Origin of the sequence: Streptomyces sp. URMC 129 (genome assembly GCF_051386415.1) — a bacterium.
In the GTDB taxonomy this organism is placed as follows: domain Bacteria; phylum Actinomycetota; class Actinomycetes; order Streptomycetales; family Streptomycetaceae; genus Streptomyces.
In genome coordinates this window covers 1-24,247 of sequence record NZ_JBPQTQ010000013.1, presented here as the reverse complement: position 1 = coordinate 24,247, position 24,247 = coordinate 1, and the positions used below count along the sequence as shown (strand labels likewise).

The following is a 24,247-nucleotide window of genomic DNA, read 5'->3' as shown; positions in this document are numbered from 1 at the left end:
GGACCAGGCGGGACGGTCGGTCAGCTCGGCCGGTCGGCCGCGTCGACGCCGTCCCACAGATTGTCGTACCAGGGGCGGGGGACGGGTGCGCCGCGGGTGCCGAACGCGTCGTCCGCGCCGTCCCCGTCCTCGCCGTCGCCCTCACCGGACTCCGCGTCCGGGTCCGCGTCGGGGAGGATGAAGCCGATCTCGCCGGGCCGCACGAACTGCAGCCGCTCGCGCGCCTGCTGCTCCACATACGCCGGGTCCTGCCAGCGGGCCTTGGCGTCGCGCAGCTCCTCGACCCGCTGCCGCTCCTCCTCGGCCTGCCGCCGCAGGTCGTCGATCTCGGCACGCTGCTGGATGTACTGGCGCAGCGGGTAGGCGAGCGCGACGATCAGCGAGCAGACGACCAGCGCCAGGATCGCGGCCCGGCCGGTGAGGCGGCTGCGGCGCGGCGGGCGGCGCAGCCGCCGGCTCTGTGCCCGGTAGACGCGGGCCGCGGCCTGCTCGCCCAGCGCCCTCAGCCTGGTGGCGGTGGAGAACCGGTCCCGCTCCGCGGCCACGTCGCCTCCCTCTCACCCGTGTCCGTCGTACGCGTGTCCCCGCCACCGTACGGGACGGATGGCGGGGACGGGCGTAGGACGGGCGTACGAGACGGAACACGGCGGAACGGCCGGGACGAACGCCGGACGCCCGCCCCCGCGCGGGGTCTCAGCCGCGGAAGCGCGGGAAGGCGCTCCGCCCGGCGTAGACGGCCGCGTCGTCGAGGATCTCCTCGATCCGCATGAGCTGGTTGTACTTGGCGACCCGCTCGGAGCGGGCGGGGGCGCCGGTCTTGATCTGGCCGCAGTTGGTGGCGACGGCCAGGTCCGCGATGGTGACGTCCTCCGTCTCGCCGGAGCGGTGGGACATCATGCACTTGAAGCCGTTGCGCTGGGCCAGCTCCACGGCGTCGAGGGTCTCGGTCAGCGAGCCGATCTGGTTGACCTTCACCAGCAGCGCGTTGGCCGCGCCCGCGTCGATGCCGCGCTGGAGCCGCTCGGGGTTGGTGACGAACAGGTCGTCGCCGACGATCTGGAGCCGGCCGCCCAGCTCGGTGGTGAGGGCCTGCCAGCCCTCCCAGTCGTCCTCGCTCAGCGGGTCCTCGATGGACACCAGCGGGTAGGCGTCGACCAGCTCGGCGTAGTACGCGGTCTGCTCGGCGGCGGTGCGGGACTTGCCCTCGAAGGTGTAGGCGCCGTCCGCGTAGAACTCGGTGGCGGCCACGTCCAGGGCGAGGGCGATGTCCTGGCCCGGGGTGTAGCCCGCCTTCTGGATGGCCTCGACGATGAGGTCGAGGGCCTCGCGGTTGGAGCCGAGGTTCGGCGCGAAGCCGCCCTCGTCGCCCAGGCCGGTGCCGAGGTTGCGCTCCTTGAGCACCTTCTTGAGCGTGTGGTAGGTCTCGGCGCCCCAGCGGACGGCCTCGGAGAAGGACTCCGCGCCGATGGGGGCGATCATGAACTCCTGGATGTCCACGTTGGAGTCGGCGTGCGCGCCGCCGTTCAGGATGTTCATCATCGGCACCGGCAGCAGGTGCGCGTTGGGCCCGCCGAGGTAGCGGAAGAGGGGGAGGTCGCGGGATTCCGAGGCGGCGTGCGCCACGGCGAGGGAGACGCCGAGGATCGCGTTGGCGCCGAGCGAGGACTTGTCGGCGGTGGCGTCCAGGTCGAACATCGCCTGGTCGATCAGCCGCTGCTCGGTGGCGTCGTAGCCCACCAACTCGGGGCCGATCTGCTCGATGACGGCGAGGACGGCCTTCTCCACGCCCTTGCCCAGGTAGCGGCCGGTGTCCCCGTCACGCAGCTCCAGCGCCTCGAAGGCCCCGGTGGAGGCCCCGGAGGGCACCGCGGCACGGCCGGTGCTGCCGTCGTCGAGGCCGACCTCGACCTCGACCGTGGGGTTGCCTCGCGAGTCAAGGATCTCGCGGGCTACGACGACGTCGATAGACGGCACGAGGTTCTCCTTAGGTCCGAGTGGATGTCGTCAGTGGCGGGTCTTCAACCCTGAAGAGCGTAGCCGCCCCCGGGGGCCGCACTGTTCGCCAGCTCGCCCCAAGCGCCCGATCCTCCACTGAACGCCCAGCTCAGGGTGGGTGTCATCTTTTTGTTTAACAGGAGAAGAAAACCCGGTGCGGGGACGTCGCCCCGCACCGGGTTCCGTTCACCGGCATGGCCGGCCGGGCGGTGTCAGACGCGCAGTTCCTGGCCGGGGTGGATCAGGTCGGGGTCCTCGCCGACGACGTCGGCGTTGTCGGCCCAGAGCTGCTGCCAGGTGGTGTCGTGGTCCTCGGCGATCTCGGAGAGGGTGTCGCCGCGCTGGACGGTGTACGTGCCGCCGTTGCCGTGGTCGGCGGGCGCCTCCTCCTCGCGCGCCGGCTCGGCCTGGACCTCCGGCAGCGGCTCGGCGGCGGACTCCGGCTCGGGAGCCGGGACCGGCTCGGGGGCCGGGGCACCGGTGCCCAGCTCGGGGGCCGGGCCGCCGGCGGTCAGGCCGGCCTGCGCGCCGCAGACGGGCCAGGCGCCCGGACCCTGCATGGCGAGGAGCTGCTCGGCGGTGGCGATCTGCTGGTCCTTGGTGGCCAGGTCGGCGCGGGAGGCGTACTGCGTGCCGCCGGCCGCTTCCCAGCTCGACTGGGAGAACTGCAGGCCGCCGTAGTAGCCGTTGCCGGTGTTGATGGCCCAGTCGCCGCCGGACTCGCACTGGGCGACGGCGTCCCAGGTGTCGACGGAGGCGGCGCTCGCGCTGCCCGCGCTCAGCAGGGGAAGCGCGACCGCGGCGGCACCGGTGACGGTGGCCGCGGCGGCGAAGCGGGTCGGTTTGGACGGACGACGATGACGGCCCTTGCCCGTGAACAGCATGACGTTCCTTCTCACCGACGCCTGCGAGGTGAGCTGTCGGGTTCGGGTCAGGTGAGTTGCCCGGCCCCGGGACGCCTTGCGGCGCGTCCGGGGCTTCACCCCAAGCCGCCGCCGGACGGTGTGGTCCGGTGCGGCGTCCGTGGCCCGCCGTCGGTGTGACGGGTCGCGGTCTGGGTCCCCCGCTCCTGCCTGCGGTGGTGCGCGATGGTGGTCCCCGAGGCCGGCGGCAGGATTCGGCGTTACGGCTTCGGCACCCGGCGAGGCGTCGGGCGGAGGGACACTAAACACACGCTCGCTAACGATTCAAGAACGAAGATGATCACGGGCGTGGCGGGGGTTGACGGGTAAAGAGTCGGATTTGCCCAGGTCAGCCCGGGGACGGAAGCGACAAAAGAGTCGGATATCACCGATGTACGGGGAGATGATGGTCACATTTTCGGAATCGCAACGTTGCGCTCGCGGATCGGTACCTCACGGGCCGTGACCGTCAACTCCGGCTCCCGATCCGGGAGTAGAAGATATAGATTGTCGCCAATGACCGTTTTGTTCGCCCTGTCGAGGGCGGTCCGGCCGCCGGACACGCCGGACTCGACCGCAATGGCGGACAGCGCGTCCCCCCACCGCACCCCGTACCGGCCCGCGTGCACTCCGCCCCCGCCACCGCGTCGGCCGGGTCGGGCCCGCCCCGATGCCGCCTCGGCCCGGCCGGCGAGGATCCGCTCGACCACCGCGCCCGCCGCGATCAGGTGATCCTCACCCCGCTGACGTCCTGTCGCCTTCCGGCGTGAACGTGACCGGCAGCGAGCGCAGCCCGCGCATGATCAGACCGCCCCGCCAGCGCAGCTCCCCCGGTTCCGCGGCCAGCCGCACGTCCGGCAGCCGCCGCAGCAGCGTCGCCAGCGCCGTCCGCGCCTCCAGCCGGGCCAGCGGCGCGCCCAGGCAGTAGTGAATGCCGTGTCCGTACCCCAGATGGGGGTTGTCCGTCCGCCCCAGGTCCAGCACGTCCGGCGCCGCGAACCGCTCCGGGTCCCGGTCCGCCGCCGCCAGCACCACCAGCACCGGGTCGCCGCGCTCCACCCGCTCCCCGCCCAGCGTCAGCGGCTCCGACGCGAACCGCCACGTCGCCAGCTCCACCGGCCCGTCGTACCGCAGCAGTTCCTCGACCGCCGTGGCCATCAGCCCCTCGTCCCCGGCCGCCACCGCGCCCCGCAGCCGCGCCAGCTCCGCCGGGTTCCGCAGCAGCGCCAGCGTGCCGTTGCCGATGAGGTTGACCGTGGTCTCGAAGCCCGCGAAGAGGAGGATGAACGCCATCGACGCGGCCTCGTCCTCCGTCAGCTGCTCGCCGTGGTCCGAGGCCCGGATCAGCCCGGAGATCAGGTCGTCCCCCAACTCCCCGCGCTTGCGGTGGATCAGCTCCCCCAGATACGTCCGCATCCGCCGCACCGCGCGCCCCACGCCGCCGCGCTTCCCCGCCGTGTGCAGCATCATCCCGGCCCACCGCCGGAAGTCGTCCTGGTCCTCGCGCGGCACGCCCAGCAGCTCGCAGATCGCGTAGATCGGCAGCGGGAACGCGAACTCGTCGATCAGGTCCGCCGACCCCGCGCCCGCGAACCCGTCCACCAGCCGCTCCGCCAGCTCCCGCACCCGCGGCTCGAACTCGGCCACCCGGCGCGGCGTGAACGCCGTGGACACCAGCCGCCGCAGCCGCGTGTGGTCGGGCGGGTCGATGTTCAGCAGATGGGTCATCACGTTCGCGCCGCGCTCCCCCGGGATGCCCACCCGGCCCGACGCGTGCTCGGCGGCGCTGTGCCGCCGCGGGTTCTTGCTCAGCCGCGGATCCGCCAGCGCCCGCCGCGCGTCGGCGTACCGGGTCACCAGCCAGGCCGCCACCCCGCTCGGCAGCACCGCCCGGCGCACCGGCGCGTTCTCCCGCAGCCACGCGTACGCCGGATACGGGTCCGCCGTGAAGTCCTGGCCGAACAGCGCGGGCGGCTCCCCGGCCTCAGCCATCCGCCCGCTCCGGCCGCCGTCCGCGCTGATCCGGGATCACCGCCGACACCCGGAAGCCCCCGCTGTCCGTGGGCCCCGACACGAACCCGCCGCCCAGCGCCGTCACCCGTTCCCGCATCCCCACCAGGCCGTTCCCCCCGCTCGGCAGCCGTGCCCCGTCCGGCGCCGGACCCCCGCCCGCCGGCGCCTCGTTCTGCACCAGCACCGCCACCTCGCCGTCCCGGTGCGCCAGCCGCACCTGCGCCGCCGCGCCCGCCGCGTGCTTGTGCACGTTGGTCAGCGCCTCCTGCACCACCCGGTACGCCGTCGACTCCACCTGCTCCGCGTACCCGCGCGGCTCCCCCTCCACGGCCAGGTCCACCGTCATGCCCGCCGCGCGCGACTCGTCCACCAGCACGGCCACTTCCGTCAGCGACGGCCCCGACTCCTCCTCCAGCCGCGCCGCCGCCGCGATCTCCGCGAGCCGGGACGGCGCCGCGGCGGCCCGGCCGTCCCCCGCCCGCAGCACGCCCAGCATCGTCCGCAGCTCGGTCAGCGCCTGCCGGCCCATGTCGCCGATGAGGGCCGCGTTCTTCGCCGCCTTCTCCGGGTCCTTGGGCGCCACCGACTGCACCGCCGCCGCGTGCACCACCATCAGGCTCACCCGGTGCGCCACCACGTCGTGCATCTCGCGCGCGATCCGCCGCCGTTCCTCGTCCCGCGCCCACTCCGCGCGCTCCTCGGCCCGCTCGGCCAGCAGCGCCAGCTCCCGCTCCAGACCGTGCGCCCGGTCCCGCAACGACTCCACCAGCCGCCGCCGCGCCCGCACATACATGCCGAGCAGCACCGGCGGCACCACACAGGCCACGCCGAACAGCACGGAGACCAGCGGCTCGAACCACATCGGCACGCCCTGCTCGCGCAGGCCCGGGTCCTGGTCCATGAGGAGATAGGTGACGATGACCGTCCCCACGCCCTCCATGCCCGCCAGCGCCCCGATGATCCGGCGCGGCGCGTCGGTGGTCGCCAGGGTGTAGAGGCCGACGAGGGCCAGCATGATGCCCATGTTCGCGGGCAGGACGGCGACCGAGACCAGGATCACCGCGAGCGGCCAGCGGCGCCGCACCAGCAGCGTCAGCCCGGCCAGCGCCCCCGGCACGACGACCAGGCCGACCGGCAGCCCGGTCCGGTCCGCGAATCCGACCCCCTGCGCCGCGCACTCGACGGCCGAGGCCAGCGCGAGGCCCCCGTCGAGCGCCACGCTGCGCCGCCGATGCCACCATGCGAGCGCGAACCCCTGCCCCGGCGCTTCCCCCGCCCCCGTCGCATTCATAAGGACCAGACTAAGGGCGCGGTCTACTCCTTTTCAGGAGGGCGACCGGCCCGCGCCGGGGCCGGGTCGCGCGCTCGGCCGTCGCGTCGGGGGCCGGTGGACTGGCATAGTGGTGCCTGTCGGATCGGCGGCCCGCTCCACCGGGCAACCTGCCCGATTTGCCCTCCCCCGTGGTGTAATTGGCAACACTGTCGGTTTTGGTCCGATCATTCCAGGTTCGAGTCCTGGCGGGGGAGCCTCTCGGCGCACATGGCCCAACTGCCGCAGGCGGAGCTGCTCGTCACCCGCAGCCGCGCCACCACCGGGTCGTACGGGCCGCGTTCGGCCGTGAATCCGCAGGCCGGGCGCCCCATCCCGGGCACCGCCCGCGCGTACCGGCCGGTGGACAGCAGCCCTCTGATCCCGTCCAGCGCCGTCGTCCCCTCCGGTCCCCGCGACGGTCCGCGGACCCGCGCCGGGGCCCGCGCGGGCGGGGCGGGAACGGAAGAGGAAAGCCCCGGGCAGGACGGGGAAGAAGAGCAGCAGGCCGGCGAGACGCCGGTCTTCGACAACGGCACGGAGATCACGGTCTCCGCCGCCGAGGCGTGCCCGCCCGACGCGTACGCCATCGGCCACACCGGGGGAAACCGGGCCCACCGGGTCACGGTGACGCGGGAGAACACCGGCACCGGCAAGCGGGGATCCCGACGCCCGTCCGTCCGGCCACGGCCCGCGCGGGCGCGGCGCCCCCCTCCGGGCCCCACGAGCCGCTGGGGCGCCCGGCACCGGCGAGGGGTTCCGGTGCCTGGCGCCCCAGCTCCCCCGGCCCGCGCGCCGGGAACGGTCAGGAGCCGGGGATCGTCGTCAGGAACTCGCCGGTCCACGCCAGGAGGTCGCGGCCGGTCACCGGCTTGCCGCCGACCCGGGCCGTCGTGGGCCGGGGCACCAGGACCTGGTGCGCGGCGCGCCTGATCACCGAGCCCGGGTAGACCCGGTTCAGCCGCAGCTCCTGCGACTCCCGCAGCTCCACCGGCGAGAACCGGATCTTGTTGCCCTGGAGCGTGATGTCCGTGACCCCGCACGAGCGGGCCAGCATCCGCAGCCCGGCGACCAGCAGCAGGTTCTCCACCGGCTCCGGCAGTGGCCCGTACCGGTCGGCCAGTTCCTCCCGCACCGCGCGGATGTCGTCCTCGGTGTCGGCGGCGGCGATCGACCGGTACGCCTGGAGGCGCAGCCGCTCCCCCGGCGCGTAGTCGTGCGGCACGTGGGCGTCGACCGGCAGCTCGATCTTCACCTCCAGCAGCGACTCCTCCGGCTCGGCCCCGGCCGCGCCCTGCTCCAGAGCCGCCCGGTAGTCGGCGACGGCCTCGCCGACCATCCGCACGTACAGATCGAAGCCGACGCCCGCGATGTGCCCGGACTGCTCGCCGCCCAGCAGGTTGCCCGCGCCGCGGATCTCCAGGTCCTTCATCGCCACGTACATGCCCGCGCCCATCTCGGTGTGCTGCGCGATGGTGGCCAGCCGCTCGTGCGCGGTCTCCGTCAGCGGCTTCTCCGGCGGATACAGGAAGTACGCGTAGCCGCGCTCCCGGCCCCGGCCGACCCGGCCGCGCAACTGGTGCAACTGCGACAGGCCGAACGTGTCGCCGCGCTCCACGATGAGGGTGTTGGCGTTGGCGATGTCGATGCCGGACTCCACGATCGTGGTCGACACCAGCACGTCGGACTTCTTCTCCCAGAAGTCCACGACCACCTGCTCCAGCGCCGCCTCGCCCATCTGCCCGTGCGCGGTCGCGATCCGCGCCTCCGGGACGATCTCCCGCAGCCGGGCCGCGGCGCGGTCGATGGAGTCCACCCGGTTGTGGATGTAGAAGACCTGGCCCTCGCGCAGCAGCTCACGGCGGATCGCCGCACCGATCTGCCGCTCCTCGTACGGTCCGACGAACGTCAGCACCGGGTGCCGCTCCTCGGGCGGCGTGGTGATCGTCGACATCTCCCGGATGCCGGTGACGGCCATCTCCAGGGTGCGCGGAATGGGCGTGGCGGACATGGTGAGCACGTCCACGTTGGCCCGCAGCTTCTTGAGCTGCTCCTTGTGCTCGACGCCGAAACGCTGCTCCTCGTCCACGATGACCAGGCCCAGGTCCTTGAACTTCACCTCGGACGAGAACAGCCGGTGCGTGCCGATGACGACGTCCACCGTGCCGTCGCGCAGCCCCTCGATCACCGCCCTGGCCTCGGCGTCGGACTGGAAGCGGGACAGCGGCCGGACGGTGACCGGGAACTGGGCGTACCGCTCGGAGAACGTGCCGAAGTGCTGCTGCACCAGCAGCGTCGTCGGCACCAGCACCGCCACCTGCTTGCCGTCCTGCACCGCCTTGAACGCGGCGCGGACCGCGATCTCGGTCTTCCCGTAGCCGACGTCGCCGCAGACGAGCCGGTCCATCGGGACCGACTTCTCCATGTCCTCCTTCACCTCGGCGATCGTCGTGAGCTGGTCGGGCGTCTCCATGTACGGGAAGGCGTCCTCCAGCTCCCGCTGCCACGGGGTGTCCTGGCCGAACGCGTGGCCGGGGGCCGCCATCCGCGCCGAGTACAGCTTGATCAGGTCGGCCGCGATCTCCTTGACCGCCTTGCGCGCCCTGGCCTTCGTCCTGGTCCAGTCCGCGCCGCCGAGCCGGTGCAGCGTCGGGGCCTCGCCGCCGACGTACTTGGTGACCAGGTCGAGCTGGTCGGTCGGCACGAACAGCCGGTCGCCGGGCTGGCCGCGCTTGGCGGGCGCGTACTCCACCACCAGGTACTCGCGGGTGGCGCCCTGCACCGTGCGCTGCACCATCTCGATGTACCGGCCGACGCCGTGCTGCTCGTGGACGATGTAGTCCCCGGCCTCCAGCGTCAGCGGGTCGAGGGTCTTGCGGCGCCTGGCCGGCATCCGCACGCCGTCGCGGCCGGCCGCCTTCTGGCCGGTGAGGTCGGTCTCGGTGAGGACGGCGAGCTTCAGGCGGGGCGCGAGGAAGCCGTGCTCGATCGCGCCGCACGAGACGTGGACGACGGCCGGGGCGATCTCGCCCGTCAGCGCGCCGTCGAGGCGGGCGGCGATGCCCTCCCCGGCGAGCACCTCGGCCGTGCGGGCGGCCGGGCCGTGTGCCTCCGTCAGATACACCACGCGCCAGCCGTCGGCCAGCCAGCCCTTGGTGTCGGCCAGCGCCCGCGCGGTGTCGCCGCGGTACGTCTCGGGGGCGCGCAGGCCCAGGCGCAGCGTGTCCTCACCGGCCTCGTCGTCCGCGGTGGACGAGGAGAACGGGGAGACGGACCACCACGGCATGCCCAGCTCGGCGGCGCGCTCCCGGACCTCGGCCAGGCCGCGCAGCGAGGCGGCGCCGACGTCGATGGGCGCCTCGCCGCTGTCCGACATGGCGGCGGCGGCCCAGGACGCCTGGAGGAACTCCTGGCTGGTGGCCACCAGGTCGGCGGCCCGGCCGCGGACCCGTTCGGGGTCGCAGACGACGGTCATGCTGCCGGCGGGGAGCACGTCGAGCAGCAGCTCCATGTCGTCGACGAGCACGGGCGCCAGGGACTCCATGCCCTCGACGGCGATGCCCTCGGCGATCTTGCCCAGCAGCTCGTTCAGCTCGGGGTGGCGGGCGGCCAGTGCGGCGGCGCGGCGGCGCACGTCCTCGGTCAGCAGCAGTTCGCGGCAGGGCGGCGCCCACAGGCCGTGCTCGGCGACTTCGAGGGAGCGCTGGTCGGCCACCTTGAAGTACCGGATCTCCTCCACGTCGTCGCCCCAGAACTCCACACGCAGCGGGTGCTCCTCGGTGGGCGGGAAGACGTCGAGGATGCCGCCCCGCACGGCGAACTCGCCGCGCTTCTCGACCAGCTCGACGCGGCTGTACGCGGCGGCGGCCAGCGCCTCGGTGATCCGGGCCAGGTCGGCGCTCTGGCCGCCGCGCAGGCTGACCGGCTCCAGGTCGCCCAGGCCCTTGACCTGCGGCTGGAGCACGGACCTGACGGGCGCGACGACGACCGAGACGGGTCCGGCGCCCGGGTCGTCGGCGCGGGGGTGGGCCAGGCGGCGCAGCACGGCCAGCCGCCGGCCGACCGTGTCGGCGCGCGGCGAGAGCCGTTCGTGCGGCAGCGTCTCCCACGCGGGGTACTCCACGACGCCGTCCGGCGGCAGCAGCGAACGCAGGGCGGCGGCCAGGTCCTCCGCCTCGCGGCCGGTCGCGGTCACCGCGAGGACCGGGCGCCGGGCGGTGCGGGCGAGGGCGGCGACGGCGAACGGGCGGGCGGCGGGCGGGCCGACCAGGTCGAGGTGGCGCCGCCCGCCGTCGGCTGCGGCAGCGGCGGCGGCGACGGCCTCGGCGAGGGCTGGCTCTTCACATACGGCGTCGAGCAGGCCGTGCAGGCTCATGAGGTTCCGTCCGAGGGTGGTGAGTGCGGGTGGCGGGTGTCGGATGGGCGGCGCGCCTGACGGGCAACGCGAATCACCCGGCACGCGCGGCGGGCCGGGGGTTCCCAGGGTACGCGCCCGCGCCGGACGTCACGCCAGGTGACCGGCGAGGCCCCGCAGCAGCAGATCGAGCCCGTTGCGGAACTGGTCGTCGGGCGACAGGGTCTCGGCCCGGCGGACGACATCGGCCAGCAGCGGGTACTCCTCGCCGCCCGCGACGCCGGTGGGCGGGCCGAGCCGGTCCGTCTGGAGCGCGCCGATCAGATAGCTGACCAGGCCGCGCAGCCCGATCACGCGCTGGTGGTCGTCGAAGCCGGCGGCGCGCAGGACGGAGAGCACGGCCTCGGCCCAGCGCCAGGCGCCGGGTGAGTGGTGCCGGTGGGTGAGCATCAGCGGCATGGCCTCGGGGTGGGCGGCGACGGCGGCGCGCAGCCGGACGAGGAGCACGGCCACCTGTTCGTGCCATGGCTCACCGGGCGGCGGGGTGACGTCCACGGCGCCGAGCATCCGTTCGGCGACCAGGGCCTCCAGTTCGTCACGACCGGTGACGTAGCGGTAGAGGGACATGGTCGCCATGCCCAGCTCGGCGGCGACGGCCCGCATCGAGAGCGCGGCGAGGCCGGCGCGGTCGATGACGGCCAGGGCGGCATCGGTGACCTGGGACTGAGTGAGGGATTTGGGTCGCGGCATGACCTTGACAGCGTACAGGATACGCCCATACCGTCGTTCCGCGTACGGCGCACTCCTACAAGGCAGGTGACCATGCCGGAAGCGACGCCCGACGCGACACGTATACCCGTGGGAACGGTGATCGAGACCACCGAGGCCGAGACGATCAGCGGGGAGAGGATCGCGCTCCCCGGCGGGGGCGGGCTGCTGCACCTCCAGTTCCGCCGCTTCGCGGGCTGCCCCATCTGCAATCTGCACCTGCGGTCGGTGGTCGAGCGCCACGCCGAGATCGCGGCGGCCGGGATCCGCGAGGTGGTGTTCTTCCACGCGCCGGCGGACGATCTGCGGCCGTACGTGGCGGACCTGCCGTTCGCGGTGGTGCCCGACCCGGACAAGACGTTCTACCGGCGCTTCGGCGTGGAGTCCGGCCTGCGGTCGATGGGCCCGCGCGCGTGGGGCGCGATCGCGCGCGGCTTCCTGCTGGTCGCCGGCCCGATGGCCCGACGCAGGCGCCCGGCACCGAAGTTCAAGCCCCACGGCGGACAACTCGGCCTCCCGGCGGACTTCCTGATCGCCCCGGACGGCCGCGTCCTGGCGGCGAAGTACGGGGACCACGCCTACGACCAGTGGTCGGTGGACGAACTCCTCACCCTGGCCGCCACCCCGCACCACGAACCGAACGAACCGGGCACGCCCGCCTGACACCCGGCGCCCCCGGCCGCGTCGTCCGCGGCTACGCCGGGGGCGCCGACACGCGGATCACCGGGGCGTGCCGGACCGGGAAGTTGACCGAGTTGGCGATGAAGCAGATCCGGTGGGCCTCCTCGTGCAGCGCCGTGGCCGCCTCGACCATGCCCTCCTCCGCCACCGTCACCACCGGGTTGAGCACGACCTCCGCGAACGCCCCGCCGCCGCCCGGCGTTTCGCGCATCGTGCCCTGAGCGGCGTCCTCGTAGCCGGTCACCACCACGCGCTTCAGCGAGCACAGCGCCAGGTACGACAGCATGTGGCACTGCGACAGCGACGCGACGAGCAGCTCCTCGGGGTTCCAGCGGTCGGGATCCCCGACGAACGCCGGGTCCGCGCTGCCCAGGATCATCGTCGGCTTCCCGGCCACGGTCACCTCGTGGTCGCGGGCGTACGCCCGGTACCCGGCCGTGCCCTCGCCGGTGTCCCCCGTCCAGCGGACCGTGACGTCGTAGCCGTGCTCCCTGTTCCTGCCCACCTGACGCTCCTTCCGGCGCTTCCGGCCGATCGTGCCGGAGATCCCCACTCTCGCAGGTCCGGAAGGCCGATCCGGCACGTCATGACCGCACACGGCCTGGATGACGTGTGCATGCCGTCAGCCCGTTACCTGCCGCACTCCCCGAGGAAACGTTCCGGCGGGACCATGTCGAACGCATGAGCACACGCGGCTCTGCTGAGCCGAATCCGCCTCCACCACAAGGGAGTTCCGCGTGAACCGAGTGCGCAGCGCCGTCGCACGGCGCGCCTTCTACGCGCGTCGACGGCTGGCCCTGATAGCCGCCGTTACCGGTCTCATCTCCATCGCCGCCCTCTTCACTGGCCCCTCCGCCCAGGCCGCGCTGCCGACCCCGGTCAGCGCCTCGACCGCCCGCAGCTACCTGGCCGCCCTCCCGGTCCGCACCGAGAACCGGACGGGCTACAACCGCGACCTGTTCCCCCACTGGATCACCCAGAGCGGCACCTGCAACACCCGCGAGGTGGTGCTCAAGCGCGACGGCACCAACGTCGTGCAGGACTCGAACTGTGCCGCTGTCAGCGGCAGTTGGTACTCCCCCTACGACGGCGCCACCTGGTACGCCGCCTCGGACGTGGACATCGACCACCTCGTGCCGCTCGCCGAGGCCTGGGACTCCGGCGCGAGCGCCTGGACGACGTCCAAGCGCCAGTCGTTCGCCAACGACCTCACCCGGCCCCAGCTCCTCGCCGTCACGGACGACGTGAACCAGGCGAAGGGCGACCAGGACCCGGCGACCTGGATGCCCTCGCGCACCAGCTACCACTGCATCTACGCCCGTGCCTGGGTCCAGGTGAAGTACTACTACGGCCTCGCCGTGGACTCCGCCGAGAAGAGCGCGCTGACCAGCATCCTCAACGGCTGCGCCTGACCGAGCCCCCTCCTCCGCCGCCCCGCACCGTGCTCACAACACGCGGACGGCGGAGGAGGGCCCGGCCACTTCTCCGCCGCCACGGTGCGCTGCCACAGCGCTGTCCGCGGGCGGCCGGCCGGCCGGGAGCAGTACCGCGACGCGGGTCGGGCCGTCGCGGCTTCCCGCCCCAAAAGGGACGGCCCTGAAGACAGTTGCGCTGTGAGCGTCCACATCCGCCGGGGCGTCCTCCGTCGGGCCCGACTCGTGCGCCGGCGGGAGCACGGGCAACCGGGGCGAGAGAACCGCGGGTATCCGGCGCGGCCTTCACGCCTCATGGCCCTTGGCCCACCGGAAAGAACCGCCCGGAGATCCCGGCTCTCAACGCTGGGTCCTGGGCGAACGCCGCATGATCTCCGTGCGTTGGTCCTGCGTCAGGGCGGGCACCGGCGCGGGCCGGGCGGCGCGGGCTCGCGGGCCGTCCGGGACGAAGGCCGGGCAGCGCCGCAGGCGCGCGGCGCCACCTCCATGGACTCCCGGATGACCTGGGACATCGCCCACGCGGCGGTCCGGCGCCGTGGGAGACCGGACGCTCGCCCCCGGCGGGATCGCGGGCACCGCCCGGCGGACGTTCACCCAACGCGACCGCGCCGACGTCACGTTCGGCGCCTGCGGCCCCCTGTACGCCGACGCGGCGTGGCTGACCGGCCTGCTCCCGCAGGCGTTCCGGAAGGGGATCGACGGCCGTCCGGCGGTTCCGCGACGCGCTTCAGTGCGGGATGCCGGCGATCAGGGCCCCGGCACCCTGGCGTTTCAGGGCCAGGGCGGTGGCCGTGCCGAGGTCTTCGGGGTCGAGCGCGCCGGCCCACTCGTGGGCGTCGAGCACCCGCTTGCCGTCGGGCGTGAAGACCCGGCCGCGCAGCGAGAGCCGGCCGTCCGGCTCGGCCTTGGCGTAGCCGGCGATGGGCGAGTTGCAGTGGCCCTGGAGGACGTGCAGGAACATCCGCTCCGCCGTGGCCTCCCGCCACGTGTCGCCGTGCCCGAGGCCGCTGACGGCCGCGATGGTCGTGGCGTCGTCCGCCCGGCACTGGAGGGCGAGAATGCCCGCGCCGATGGGCGGGCACATGACCTCGGGCGGCAGGACCTGGGCGATCCGGTCGCTCCGCCCGATGCGTTCGAGGCCGGAGACGGCGAGCAGCAGCGCGTCGATCACGCCCGCGTCGAGCTTGGCGAGGCGGCTGTTGGCGTTGCCCCGGATCGGCACGCACTTCAGGTGCGGGTGGGAGGCGGCGAGTTGGGCGATGCGGCGCACGGACGACGTGCCGACGCGGGTGCCCGCCGGGAGCTGGTCGAGGGTGAGGCCGCCGGGGTGGACGAGCGCGTCGCGGATGTCGTCGCGTTCGAGATAGGCGGCGAACACCGTCCCGGCCGGGAGGGGCCGGTCGGCGGGCACGTCCTTCAGACAGTGCACGGCGAGGTCGGCCTCACCGGCCAGCAGCGCGGCGTCCACCTCCTTGGTGAACGCGCCCTTCCCGCCCAGCGCGGCGAGGTCGCCCGTCCACCGGTCGCCGGATGTGGTGACCGGCACCACCTCGGTCCTGATCTCCGGCCGCAGGGCGGCCAGTTCGGCCCGGACCCGCTCGACCTGCGCCAGCGCCATGGGCGAGGAGCGCGAGACGATGCGGATCAGGTCAGCGGTGGCAGCCATACCGCGATGCTAGCCTCTCCCGTCATCAACCGGCCGCGCGCCTCACATCCTCACTCTCCGCCACTGGATCACACTTCCTCCCCAGCGCCCCTCCCGTGCCTCGCGCGCCGCGCGCGCCGCGCATGATCAGTCCGATCAGTCCGTGGCGATGGCATCCAGGACGTTCATGCGCCCGGCGCGGAACGCCGGGAGGAGCGCGGCCAGCAGGCCGACCAGGGCCGAGCCCGCGAACACGCCGGTGATCGTGGCCCACGGGATCTCCAGCACGGTGAAGTTCTCGGCGGCCAGGAGCTGTTGGCCCGCCGCTCCCCAGGCCATCCCGAGGCCGAGGCCGAGCAGCGCGCCGAACAGGGCGATCACCACCGACTCCAGGCGGATCATGCGCCGCAGTTGGCGCCGGGAGAGGCCGATGGCCCGCATCAGCCCGATCTCGCGGGTCCGTTCGACGACCGACAGGGCGAGGGTGTTCACCACGCCCAGGATCGCCACGATGATCGCCAGCGCCAGCAGCCCGTAGATCATGTTGAGGAGCTGGCCGATCTGCGCCTGGATCAGCTCCTTGAACTCGGCCTGGTCGCGGACCTCCATCGTCGGGTGCGGTTCGAGCGCGGCCTCCAGCGCGGCGCGGGCCTCGTCCTGCCGCCCCTCGGCGGCCGTGGCGAACATCATCGTCGGCAACGGCAGCGCCCGGTCCGGGACATGGGCGCGGGCGGTGTCGAGGCCGACGTACCAGGAGTTGCCCTCCAGCACGCTGTCGGCGGCGGTGATCGCCCGCACCGTGAGCGCGGCGGTGCCGCCGTCCCGGAACGCGACGGTCACCTCGTCCCCGATCTCCAGGCCCCGGCGGTCCGCCGTGTCGGCGTCGACGGAGATGCCGCCGGGCCGCAGCGCGTCCGCCATGTCGCCGGCCAGGACGGTGGAGGTGAAGTCGTCCAGGTAGCTGGGCGGGGTCACGCCGAGGGTGATGGCGTCGTGGCCGCCGCCGGGGAACGTCATCTCGGACCTGATCTGCCGGAATTCGGTCACGTGGTCCAGCTCCGCGACCGCGTGCACGGCCTCGGCGGCGTCCGGCAGGATGGGCTGGAAGTTGAGGGACGAGACGACGAAGTCGGCGCCCAGCGAGTCGTCGATCTCCTCGCTCGCGGAGGCCACCATCGAGGAGCCGACCACCGACAGCCCGGCCACCAGTGCCAGTCCGATCATGAGCGCGGCGGCGGTGGCGCCGGTGCGGCGCGGGTTGCGCAGGGCGTTGCGCTCGGCCAGCCGCCCGACCGGCCCGAAGATCCGCAGCAGGACCGCGCTGAGGACCCGCACCACGAGCCCGACCAGGGCCGGGCCGACGACGATCAGCCCGACGAGGCTCAGCGGGACGCCGAGGACGAGGAACGGCACCCCGTCGGCGGCACTGTCCTCCGCCGTGGCCGTGCCCGCGAGGGCGGCCAGGCCGGCGACGGTGCACAGCGCGCCCACGGCCGCCCGCACCCGCCCGGCCCGCACGTCGCCCGGCATGCCCGCGTCGCGCAGCGCGGCCATCGGGCTGATCCGCCCGGCCCGCCGGGACGGGATGTAGGCGGCCACGAGGGTGACGGCGACACCGAGGACGACGCCGACGACCGGCACGCTCCAGCCGATGGTCAGCTCCTCGGTGCTGAGGTTCATGCCGAGCAGGCCCATCAGCTCCATGAGCCCGACGGCGAGCCCGATGCCGACGCCGAACCCGGCGGCGGAGGCGACGAGGCCGAGGAGCAGCGCCTCGATCAGCACCGAGCGGTTGACCTGGCGGCGGCCGGCGCCGATCGCCCGCATCAGCCCGATCTCGCGGGTGCGCTGGGCCACCAGCATGGAGAAGGTGTTGACGATGAGGAAGATCCCGACCAGCAGCGCGACACCGGCGAAGCCGAGCAGCACGTACTCCAGGATGCTCAGCACCTCACCGATCTCGTCGCGGTTCTCCTCGATGTACTCGTCGGCGGTCTGGATCTTGTACGCGCCGGCGTCGATGACGTCGGTGACGGCGGCCTTCAGGGCTTCGTCGGTGACGGTGCCGGTGGCGTCCACGTAGACCTGGGTGAACTGGTCCTCCGCGCCGAGCAGGATCCGCTGGGCGGTGGGCAGGTCGGTGTAGACGAGGGCGGCGCCGGGGTTGGTGACCTTGAAGTCGGCGATGCCGGTGATGGTGACGGGATGGTCCCCGAAGGGGGTCACCAGGCGCAGGCGGTCGCCGAGGGCGAGGTTCTTCTTGTCGGCGGTGTCGCCGTCGATCATGACCTGGTCCGGCCCGGACGGCGGTTCGCCCTCCGCGATCTCCATGGACCGCAGCTCGATGTCGGACCAGTTGGCGACGACGGTCGGGGCGCCGGTGGTGGGGCCGATGTTCTCGTTCTCGCCGTCGACGGCGACCGCGCTGGTGGAGGCGACCGTGCCGGTCACGCGCGCCACGCCCTCGACGGCGGCGACCCGGTCGAGGACCGAGACGGGCACGGTGGCGGGCACGCCGGTGGAGGGGCCCTCCTCGAAGGCGCTCCGGTCGTCGTCCTCCCGGGCGGCGATCATGACGTCGGACGCGGTCTCCGCGAAGAGCTGGTCGAACGTCGTGTTCATGGTGGCGGTGAAGACGAGCGTGCCGCAGACGAACGCGACGGACAGGACCACGGCCATCCCGGACAGGAGCATGCGCCACTTGTGGGCCAGGAAGCTCCGCAGGGACGTTCTGAGGACGGTCACGACACGGGGCCCTTCGCGCCGGAGCGGCGCGTGCGGCCCGGCGCCCGGTCGGCGGGAGCGGCGAGGGCACGGGTGGTGTCCCGCGAGACCCCGTTCCGCGCCACCGGCACCGCCCCGGCCCGCGCCACCACGGCCGCGTGTGCTCCGCCGCCCCCGGTCGTGCGATCCACCACAGCCGTTGTCACGTTGATCTCCTTCGGTGAGTGAAGCGTTGGCCATCGGATTCCCTCAGCAGACTAGGGAGAACGCGCGGCCCGCTCGTCACCCGGCAGGACGAACCTCGGACCGGATCCGGCGGACGCCGCCGTCCCGCGCAACGGTTCGAACGCTCTCCGGCACAGGCGGTACCCTGACGCCCCGTGTACTACCGGGACTTGAGGTCCCGTCGAAGGGAAGTCGAGCGATGGGAAGCGCAGTTCCCCGTGCCGTCGTGCTCGCGGACTCGGACAGCCGGTGGAAGTGGGCCGTCCACGCCGCCCGCAGGCTCGCCCCCCAACACGCCCTCGACGCACGGTTCCTGCTGACCCCGACCACCCCCACCGCACGCCAGATCGCCGAAGTCGGCATCGCCCCCGACACCAGCCGCCACGTCACCTGCGCCGAGTTGCTGGACGATCCGGCGCTGGCCGGGGCCGACCTCGTCGTCGTCGGCACCATCGGCGGCACCGTGCTCGCGCTCGTCCACAGCCTGGGGATGGCGTGGGACGGCGCCTCCCGCCGCCCCGTCGTCGTCTCCGGCTACGTCGGCGTCGTCTACGAGAACCTGGTGGACGGCCTGCTGCTGCGCGTCGGCTCCGACATCGTGCTGGCCAACGGCTCCGACGACGCCAAGCGCTTCCGCGACGTCTACCGGACGGTCGGCGCGGACCCGTTCACCGTGGTCGAGGCCGGGCTGCCGTACCTCGGGGGCCGCCGTTACAACCCCTCGGCGGTCGGGCGCGGCGAGCGGCCGTTCACCGTCTGCTTCGCCGTGCAGCCGACCGTGCCCGCCTCCCGCGCGGCGCGCGCCGGGATGCTGGAGAAGCTCCAGCGGCACGCCCGCCGCTTCCCCGACCGCGAGGTGCTGATCAAGCTGCGCGTGCGGGAGGGCGAGACCACCAGCCGGATCGAACGCTTCCCGTACCAGGAGCTGTACGACGCGCTGCCCGACCCGCCGCCCAACCTCTCCGTCGTCCACGGCGACATGGGCCAGGTGCTGGACCGCACCGACCTGCTCGTCACCGTCAGCTCCACCGCCGCCATGGAGGCCGTCCACCGGGGCATCCCGACCGCGATCCTCACCGACCACGGGATCCGCGAGGCCCACGGCAACCACTTCTTCCTCGACTCGGGCCTGCTCGCCTCCTGGGCGCAACTGGACGAGGGGCTGATCCCCCGCGCCGACCCGGAGTGGGCCGCCCGCCAGGGCCTCGGGCAGCGCGACCCGTTCGTCGCCGCCCGCACCCGGTTCGCCCAGCTCAGGGGGCGCACCTCGCTCCCCCGCATGCGGCCCTACTACACGCCGCAGAACGCCTCCGACTATCTGGAGACGCTGCTCATGCGCCACGGCCTGGGCCTGAGCGGACGCCCGCTGCCGGGCGCCGCCGCGGCGGCCGGCAACCCGACCGCGATGCGCAAGCTGATCCAGCGCGGCGCGGGCGGCCTCTACCGCGTCGGGCGCACCCGTGTCGCGCCCGCCATCCGCCGCCTGGCGCAGGGCCGGTGACGGCACGGGGAAGGGCGCCGGGGTACGGCGCAGCGGTGCTGACATCGCGAGGACCGCTGCATAAGATCGAGCGACCCAACGGATCATCCACGGGAGTGCCTCAGTGAAGCGCCGCCGCACCGCACTGTCCGTCTCCGCCGCAGCGCTGCTCGCCGCCGCGGCCCCCCTGCTGACCGGGTGTTCCACCGACGCCCATCCGGGCGCGGCGGCCGTGGTGGGCGGTGAGCGGATCTCCCTGGCCACGGTGCAGTCCGAGGTCGAGGCCGTCCGCGACGCGCAGCGCGCGCGCCCGGAGGCCGACCAGCTCATCGCCGCCAGCAGCGGGCTCACCCGCGAGCGCGTCGAGTTCCTGGTCTACCTGGAAGTGCTGGAGCGGGCCGCGGCCGACGCCGGGGTGGACGTCAGCCGGCGCGAGGTGCAGGGCGCCCGCGACGAGGCCGAGCGGAGCCTCGGCGGCGCCGACGCGCTCGCCCAGGCCGCGCTGATGCCCGCCAGCGGCGCGACCCCGCTGGCGGGGGACGACCAGATCGACCAGATGCTGCGCAGCCAGCTCCTGTTCCAGGGCCTCGCGGAGGCACTGGGCGTCGCGCCGGACGCGGCGGGCGTGCAGCGGATCGCGGAGGTGCTGGCCGACACCGCCGACGAGATCGGCGTCGAGGTGAACCCGCGGTTCGGCCAGTGGGACGCGCGGCAGGTCATGCTGACCGACGCGGCCGAGCCCTGGCTGCGGGCGGCCGGCGTCGAGGAGCACGCGGTTACGCTCGACGGGTGACCACCACCCCATCCGCTCCCCCGCCCGCTCCCGCGGCTCCCCACGGCCGGATCGTTCTGCTGACGACCACCCACCGGGTGGCGCCCGGACTGCTGTCCTGGCCCGCCTGGCAGACGCTGCGCGCCGCCGGTCTGGTGCTGTGCCGGGACGCGGCGCACCCGCAGCTCCCGTACCTGAAGGAGGCCGGGGTCGCGGTCGAGACCGCCCCGGAGATCGGCGCGGAGCGGGTGGTGGCCGCGTGCGCGGGCGGGCGCGTGGTCGTGGTGCTGGCCTCGGCGGAGGGCGAGCCGCGCCTGACGGACGGACTGGCGGCGCTCGCGGGCTCCGGCCGGGCCACGGCCCTGCCCGAGCTGGAGCTGCTGCCCGGCTCGTACGACCTGCCGGGCGCGCGGCTGCTGGACCTGGTGCAGGTGATGGACCGCATCCGCGCCGAGTGCCCGTGGGCGTCGACGCGGACCAGCGCGGATCTCGCGAAGTACGGCGTCGAGGAGATGTACGAGCTGATCGAGGCCATCGAGGCGGGCGACCGGACGGAGCTACGCGAGGAGCTGGGGGACGTGCTGCTCCAGGTCGTCTTCCACGCGAGGATCGCGGCGGATGACGCGGAGGAGCCGTTCGACATCGACGACGTGGCGGGCGGCATCGTGACCAAGCTGATCCACCGCCACCCGCACGTCTTCGGCGACGAGCGCGCGGAGACGCCGGAGGACGTGAAGGCGCTGTGGCAGCGCGCCAAGGCGGCGGAGAAGCGCCGCGCGTCGGTGACGGAGGGCATCCCGCTCGGCCAGCCCGGCCTGGCCCTGGCGGCGAAGCTCGCCGCCCGCGCCCGCGCGGCGGGCCTGGAGGTGTCCCTGCCCCCGGCCCCGGCCCCGGCCGGCGATGTCGGCTACCGCCTGCTGGCCCTGGCCGCGGAGGCGGAAGCGGCCGGCACCGACCCCGAGACGGCCCTCCGCGCGGCGGCCCGGGTCTACCGCGACGCGATCCGCGCGGCGGAGCAGCCCGCCCGGTGACCGGCGGACCCGGCGGGACGTCCGGGACGAGGCGCGCACCACCGCGCCGCAGACCCGCCGCCCGCGCGGCGCCCCAGGGCCGTACAGGCAGTCACAGCCCGCGCGCCCGGAGGTGACCAGGACAACGGCGACGTCACGCGGGGCGGCACGGTCGGGTCGCCCCACGGCCCGCCCGGTGACCGTCCGGGACGAGGGCCGGGGTCAGGCCGGGAAGCCGCCGTCCGCGTCGAGTGGGGCGCCGGCGGCGCCGCGCGGGGTCCAGGGGCGCGAAGGCGGTGATGGCCCGCGCGTCCGGGCGGTCCGCTTGCCCACCGTGCCGCCGATGCCGCTGATCAGGCCGCCGTCGTCGTGGGGCGGGCGGCGCGGCAGGTGGCCGGACGCCGCCGGGGTTCCGTGCCGCACCCGGCACGTGCGGCCCGGCGGCCCGGCGGCGGTGGGAACGGCCGTGGCGTTCCGCGTCGCGCCCCGGGCGTGTCAAAACGTTTCCGCAGCGGGTACCAGGCGGTGCGGCGCGGCGCCCGTCAGCAGCGTCGTCAGGCCGCTGAGCACGTCCGGGCCCAGGTACCAGTCGCCGGTGTGGTCCACGCAGTACAGCCGTCCCGCGCGGTCCACCGCGATCAGCGCCGTGCCGCCGGTCTCCTCGCCCAGCGGGCACAGCTCGGTGCCCAGCGCGCGCCCGAGGTCGCCCAGCGTGCGCGCCCAGTGCAGGCCGCGCAGCGGGTCGATGACGACGCCGGTGGCCGCGTACTCCTGACCGGGCCCCTGCGGCGGCAGCGTCAGCTCGCCCAGTTCGGCCCATGTCTCGAACGCGGCCGGGAACAGCGTGTGCGGGTGCCCCTGCGGCGACCGGTGGCCGCTGAGCACGTCCGCCCACTGCTCGGCGCGCGCCGCGTGCCGCCGCCCCGGGCTCCAGCCCGCGACGGCCAGGGCCTGGTCGATGCTGCCCGCCGACCACGGCGCGCCCGCCGCGGGGCTGTCCGTGGCCCCGGCGGCGGAGTCGGCGCTGACGCTGCGCACGCCGAGCCGCGCCAGCAGCACCGCGCAGGAGCGGCAATGCGGGGCGTACGCGCCGTGCAGCGGGTCGCCGTCCTCGCGGATGTGCCGCGTGGTGATCCCGGCGTCCGCCAGGGCGAACCGGGCGGTGGCGAGGTCATGGGCGTCCGCCTCGGTGAGGCAGCGGGAGAGCAGGAACGCCTCGGGGCAGCGCCCGAGGTGACGCTCGCGCTGTCCGGCGCCGAGCTCCGCCAGGATGCCCGCCACGACGGGGTGGAGGTCGGGCGCGGCGGTGGCGCGGCTCGCCGTCCCGGTGAGCGCCTGGGCGCGCGCCGGCACGGACAGCGCGGCGGCCGTCGTCGGCAGAATGCCGTCGCGGCGGTGCTGGAGCACCGGGGGTACCGGGCCGTGGGTATCCGATATCACGTGCACGATCGTGCCACTGACACAGGGAACCCCTAGGCTGTCCGGCGACAGCGTGACGTAACAGCAGGGGGCGTACCGCCATGACGACAGGTCGGCTCGGGCACCAGGCCGCGCCACCGAACAGGGCCTATGCCGGACAGGTCGTGCAATTTCCCGACCCGGTCCGGGCCGCCCGGTTCCCCGACGGCGTGCGCGTGGACGCGGACGGTTTTCCCGATTTCTCGCCCTATGCCGGGGCCGCCGCGGAGATCGCCGAGCCGCCCGAGGGCTTCGGCGTGGACGAGCTGCGGCTGACCGACTACGTGTCGGCCAACGCCGCGCTCCACGCCCAGGGGCACGAGCTGTGGGCGGACCTGTCCCCGGTCGCGACGCCGCACGGCTGGACCTGGCACCACGTGGCGCACTCGCGGCGGCTGGAGCTGGTCCCGGTCGAGGTGAAGGCGCTGCTGCGGCACCACGGCGGCCTGGCGACCGCGCCCGTCGACCAGACGAAGCGCGGCACCCGCCCGCTGGCCGAGACCAAGCCGGTGCACTTCTCCGTGCCGCACGCGGTCGCCGTGCCGGAGGACCGGCTGCGGGCCGCCGAGGACCGGCTGGGGTACCGGCTGCCGGAGGCGTACCGCTCGTTCCTCAAGGCGGCGGGCGGCTGCGCCCCGGTCGGGGCCGCGCTCGACGCGGAGCTGGGGCTGCTGGTCGACCAGCCGTTCTTCACGCTGCGCGAGGAGGCCGCGGTCAACGATCTGGTGTACATCAACAAGTGCCTGCGCGACCACCTCACCAAGGACTACCTGGGCGTCGCGTTCGTGCACGGCGGCATCCTCGCCGTGAAGGTCAAGGGCGAGGACCTGGGCTCGGTCTGGCTGTGCCCGTACGACGACGCGCGGGACCGGGACGGCATGCTCCTCCAGCAGCGGGTCGACGACCTGCTGCTGCCCTGCGGCGCGGACTTCGACGACTTCCTGCTGCGGCTGGCGGGGAACCCCCCGGAGCTGGAGACGGTGGCGAATCTGATGGTGGACGGCGGATTCGCGCGCGCCGTCCCGGTGGAGGGATGAGCGCGATGGTGACGTTCGCACAGGCGCAGGAGCGCGCGGAGCGCTGGGTGAACGGCGCGGGCGGCGGTGATCCGCGCCGCGAGGTCCGGGTGCGGGAGTTCGGCCTCGGCTTCGTGGCGTGGGCCGAGGACCCGGAGGCGGGCCCGGTCGGCGGCGGCAAGCTGGTGATCGCCCGGGACAGCGGCGACACCACGCTGTGGCCCGCGCTGCCGGTCGCGGAGGTCATCCGGGCGTACGAGGAGGAGTACGGCACCTCGTCGGCCGCGCCGCCCGCCGAGCCGGAGGAGCAGCGGATCGATCTGAACGTCACGTCGTTCCTGCTGACGCCGCCGCAGTGGCTCCAGGAGGCGGCCGACCGCGCGGGCGGCGGGCCGGAGCCCGCCGGGGAGGCGGAGCCCGAGCCCGAGCCGGTGGCGGCGGAGCCGCCCCCGGCCCCGGCCC

General features: G+C 74.1%; 20 protein-coding genes, 1 tRNA gene, 2 pseudogenes and 1 riboswitch. Of the genes and pseudogenes, 8 read left to right on the top strand and 15 right to left on the bottom strand.

The window, feature by feature from the left end:
• Positions 1–20: 20 nt before the first annotated feature.
• From ACSNOC_RS04665 to ACSNOC_RS04645, 5 genes are all read right to left on the bottom strand, one after another.
• Positions 21–545 carry an FtsB family cell division protein gene (locus ACSNOC_RS04665; RefSeq protein ID WP_436745934.1) on the bottom strand — a complete coding sequence of 175 codons (525 nt, stop codon included), beginning with the start codon at positions 543–545 and terminating at the stop codon, positions 21–23.
• 148 nt (positions 546–693) lie between these two features.
• The gene (gene eno, locus ACSNOC_RS04660) at positions 694–1,974 is read right to left on the bottom strand and encodes a phosphopyruvate hydratase (RefSeq protein WP_436745933.1); all 1,281 of its coding nucleotides are present in this window, start codon (positions 1,972–1,974) and stop codon (positions 694–696) included.
• A gap of 233 nt (positions 1,975–2,207) precedes the next feature.
• Positions 2,208–2,879 (bottom strand): transglycosylase family protein, encoded by a 672-nt coding sequence (locus ACSNOC_RS04655; protein ID WP_436745932.1) that lies wholly within the window; start codon positions 2,877–2,879, stop codon positions 2,208–2,210.
• Between the two features lie 3 nt (positions 2,880–2,882).
• Positions 2,883–3,025: riboswitch (cyclic di-AMP (ydaO/yuaA leader) on the bottom strand.
• A gap of 607 nt (positions 3,026–3,632) precedes the next feature.
• A complete protein-coding gene (locus ACSNOC_RS04650) occupies positions 3,633–4,889 on the bottom strand; it encodes a cytochrome P450 family protein (RefSeq protein ID WP_436745931.1) in 1,257 nt (418 codons plus the stop codon).
• Positions 4,882–6,201: a sensor histidine kinase gene (locus ACSNOC_RS04645; protein WP_436745930.1), complete on the bottom strand. Its 1,320-nt coding sequence runs from the start codon at positions 6,199–6,201 to the stop codon at positions 4,882–4,884. The genes ACSNOC_RS04650 and ACSNOC_RS04645 overlap by 8 nt, the downstream gene beginning before the upstream one ends.
• 164 nt (positions 6,202–6,365) lie before the next feature.
• On the opposite strand from ACSNOC_RS04645, the gene ACSNOC_RS04640 reads away from it, so the two are divergent.
• Positions 6,366–6,437 (top strand) — tRNA-Gln (locus ACSNOC_RS04640).
• Here ACSNOC_RS04640 and ACSNOC_RS04635 read toward each other — a convergent pair.
• From ACSNOC_RS04635 to ACSNOC_RS04625, 3 genes are all read right to left on the bottom strand, one after another.
• Positions 6,408–6,875 (bottom strand): hypothetical protein, encoded by a 468-nt coding sequence (locus ACSNOC_RS04635; protein ID WP_436745929.1) that lies wholly within the window; start codon positions 6,873–6,875, stop codon positions 6,408–6,410. The two genes, ACSNOC_RS04640 and ACSNOC_RS04635, sit on opposite strands and share 30 nt — an antisense overlap.
• A 149-nt stretch (positions 6,876–7,024) precedes the next feature.
• Positions 7,025–10,594, bottom strand: a complete 3,570-nt coding sequence (gene mfd, locus ACSNOC_RS04630; protein WP_436745928.1) for a transcription-repair coupling factor — start codon at positions 10,592–10,594, stop codon at positions 7,025–7,027.
• Between the two features lie 129 nt (positions 10,595–10,723).
• A complete protein-coding gene (locus tag ACSNOC_RS04625) occupies positions 10,724–11,323 on the bottom strand; it encodes a TetR/AcrR family transcriptional regulator (RefSeq protein WP_436745927.1) in 600 nt (199 codons plus the stop codon).
• Between the two features lie 102 nt (positions 11,324–11,425).
• Here ACSNOC_RS04625 and ACSNOC_RS04620 point away from each other — a divergent pair, with 102 nt between their 5' ends.
• Positions 11,426–12,004, top strand: coding sequence for a peroxiredoxin-like family protein (locus tag ACSNOC_RS04620; RefSeq protein WP_436745966.1), 579 nt, complete (start codon positions 11,426–11,428; stop codon positions 12,002–12,004).
• A 31-nt stretch (positions 12,005–12,035) separates the two neighbouring features.
• Here ACSNOC_RS04620 and ACSNOC_RS04615 read toward each other — a convergent pair whose 3' ends face one another.
• Entirely contained in the window at positions 12,036–12,527 is a 492-nt protein-coding gene (locus tag ACSNOC_RS04615) for an OsmC family protein (protein WP_436745926.1), read from the bottom strand.
• A 232-nt stretch (positions 12,528–12,759) separates the two neighbouring features.
• Here ACSNOC_RS04615 and ACSNOC_RS04610 point away from each other — a divergent pair, with 232 nt between their 5' ends.
• Positions 12,760–13,434, top strand: coding sequence for an HNH endonuclease family protein (locus ACSNOC_RS04610; RefSeq protein ID WP_436745925.1), 675 nt, complete (start codon positions 12,760–12,762; stop codon positions 13,432–13,434).
• A 748-nt stretch (positions 13,435–14,182) separates the two neighbouring features.
• On the opposite strand, the gene hemC is transcribed toward ACSNOC_RS04610, so the two are convergent.
• From hemC to ACSNOC_RS04595, 3 genes are all read right to left on the bottom strand, one after another.
• The gene (gene hemC, locus ACSNOC_RS04605; RefSeq protein WP_436745924.1) at positions 14,183–15,121 is read right to left on the bottom strand and encodes a hydroxymethylbilane synthase; all 939 of its coding nucleotides are present in this window, start codon (positions 15,119–15,121) and stop codon (positions 14,183–14,185) included.
• A 135-nt stretch (positions 15,122–15,256) separates the two neighbouring features.
• On the bottom strand, positions 15,257–17,845 hold the full coding sequence (locus ACSNOC_RS04600) for an ABC transporter permease (protein WP_436745923.1): 2,589 nt from the start codon (positions 17,843–17,845) through the stop codon (positions 15,257–15,259).
• Entirely contained in the window at positions 17,842–18,030 is a 189-nt protein-coding gene (locus tag ACSNOC_RS04595) for a hypothetical protein (RefSeq protein ID WP_436745922.1), read from the bottom strand. Before ACSNOC_RS04595 ends, ACSNOC_RS04600 begins: the two co-directional genes overlap by 4 nt.
• A gap of 218 nt (positions 18,031–18,248) precedes the next feature.
• On the opposite strand from ACSNOC_RS04595, the gene ACSNOC_RS04590 reads away from it, so the two are divergent.
• The 3 genes from ACSNOC_RS04590 (at position 18,249) to ACSNOC_RS04580 (ending at position 21,332) form a co-directional block, all read left to right on the top strand.
• The gene (locus tag ACSNOC_RS04590) at positions 18,249–19,550 is read left to right on the top strand and encodes a DUF6716 putative glycosyltransferase (protein WP_436745921.1); all 1,302 of its coding nucleotides are present in this window, start codon (positions 18,249–18,251) and stop codon (positions 19,548–19,550) included.
• A gap of 103 nt (positions 19,551–19,653) precedes the next feature.
• Positions 19,654–20,322, top strand: a complete 669-nt coding sequence (locus ACSNOC_RS04585; protein ID WP_436745920.1) for a SurA N-terminal domain-containing protein — start codon at positions 19,654–19,656, stop codon at positions 20,320–20,322.
• Positions 20,319–21,332 (top strand): nucleoside triphosphate pyrophosphohydrolase, encoded by a 1,014-nt coding sequence (locus ACSNOC_RS04580; RefSeq protein ID WP_436745919.1) that lies wholly within the window; start codon positions 20,319–20,321, stop codon positions 21,330–21,332. The genes ACSNOC_RS04585 and ACSNOC_RS04580 overlap by 4 nt, the downstream gene beginning before the upstream one ends.
• A gap of 201 nt (positions 21,333–21,533) precedes the next feature.
• On the opposite strand, the gene ACSNOC_RS04575 is transcribed toward ACSNOC_RS04580, so the two are convergent.
• The 3 genes and pseudogenes from ACSNOC_RS04575 to ACSNOC_RS04565 all read right to left on the bottom strand — a co-directional run.
• Entirely contained in the window at positions 21,534–21,734 is a 201-nt protein-coding gene (locus ACSNOC_RS04575) for a hypothetical protein (RefSeq protein ID WP_436745918.1), read from the bottom strand.
• A gap of 72 nt (positions 21,735–21,806) precedes the next feature.
• On the bottom strand, positions 21,807–22,271 hold the full coding sequence (locus tag ACSNOC_RS04570) for an SUKH-3 domain-containing protein (protein WP_436745965.1): 465 nt from the start codon (positions 22,269–22,271) through the stop codon (positions 21,807–21,809).
• 90 nt (positions 22,272–22,361) lie between these two features.
• Positions 22,362–22,718 (bottom strand): annotated as a pseudogene (locus tag ACSNOC_RS04565) (YwqJ-related putative deaminase); the annotation flags it as partial.
• 113 nt (positions 22,719–22,831) lie between these two features.
• Here ACSNOC_RS04565 and ACSNOC_RS04560 point away from each other — a divergent pair.
• A complete protein-coding gene (locus tag ACSNOC_RS04560; RefSeq protein WP_436745917.1) occupies positions 22,832–23,806 on the top strand; it encodes an HNH endonuclease in 975 nt (324 codons plus the stop codon).
• Positions 23,803–24,247: pseudogene (locus tag ACSNOC_RS04555) on the top strand (SUKH-4 family immunity protein); the annotation flags it as partial. The gene ACSNOC_RS04560 and the pseudogene ACSNOC_RS04555, both read left to right, overlap by 4 nt.

Excerpts from the sequence above, each read along its gene's own strand:
- hemC (WP_436745924.1), bottom strand. The coding sequence starts at position 15,121 with ATGGCTGCCACCGCTGACCTGATCCGCATCGTCTCGCGCTCCTCGCCC.
- ACSNOC_RS04590 (WP_436745921.1), top strand. The coding sequence starts at position 18,249 with ATGGGAAGCGCAGTTCCCCGTGCCGTCGTGCTCGCGGACTCGGACAGC.
- ACSNOC_RS04625 (WP_436745927.1), bottom strand. The coding sequence starts at position 11,323 with ATGCCGCGACCCAAATCCCTCACTCAGTCCCAGGTCACCGATGCCGCC.
- ACSNOC_RS04650 (WP_436745931.1), bottom strand. The coding sequence starts at position 4,889 with ATGGCTGAGGCCGGGGAGCCGCCCGCGCTGTTCGGCCAGGACTTCACG.
- ACSNOC_RS04560 (WP_436745917.1), top strand. The coding sequence starts at position 22,832 with ATGACGACAGGTCGGCTCGGGCACCAGGCCGCGCCACCGAACAGGGCC.
- ACSNOC_RS04645 (WP_436745930.1), bottom strand. The coding sequence starts at position 6,201 with ATGAATGCGACGGGGGCGGGGGAAGCGCCGGGGCAGGGGTTCGCGCTC.
- mfd (WP_436745928.1), bottom strand. The coding sequence starts at position 10,594 with ATGAGCCTGCACGGCCTGCTCGACGCCGTATGTGAAGAGCCAGCCCTC.
- ACSNOC_RS04655 (WP_436745932.1), bottom strand. The coding sequence starts at position 2,879 with ATGCTGTTCACGGGCAAGGGCCGTCATCGTCGTCCGTCCAAACCGACC.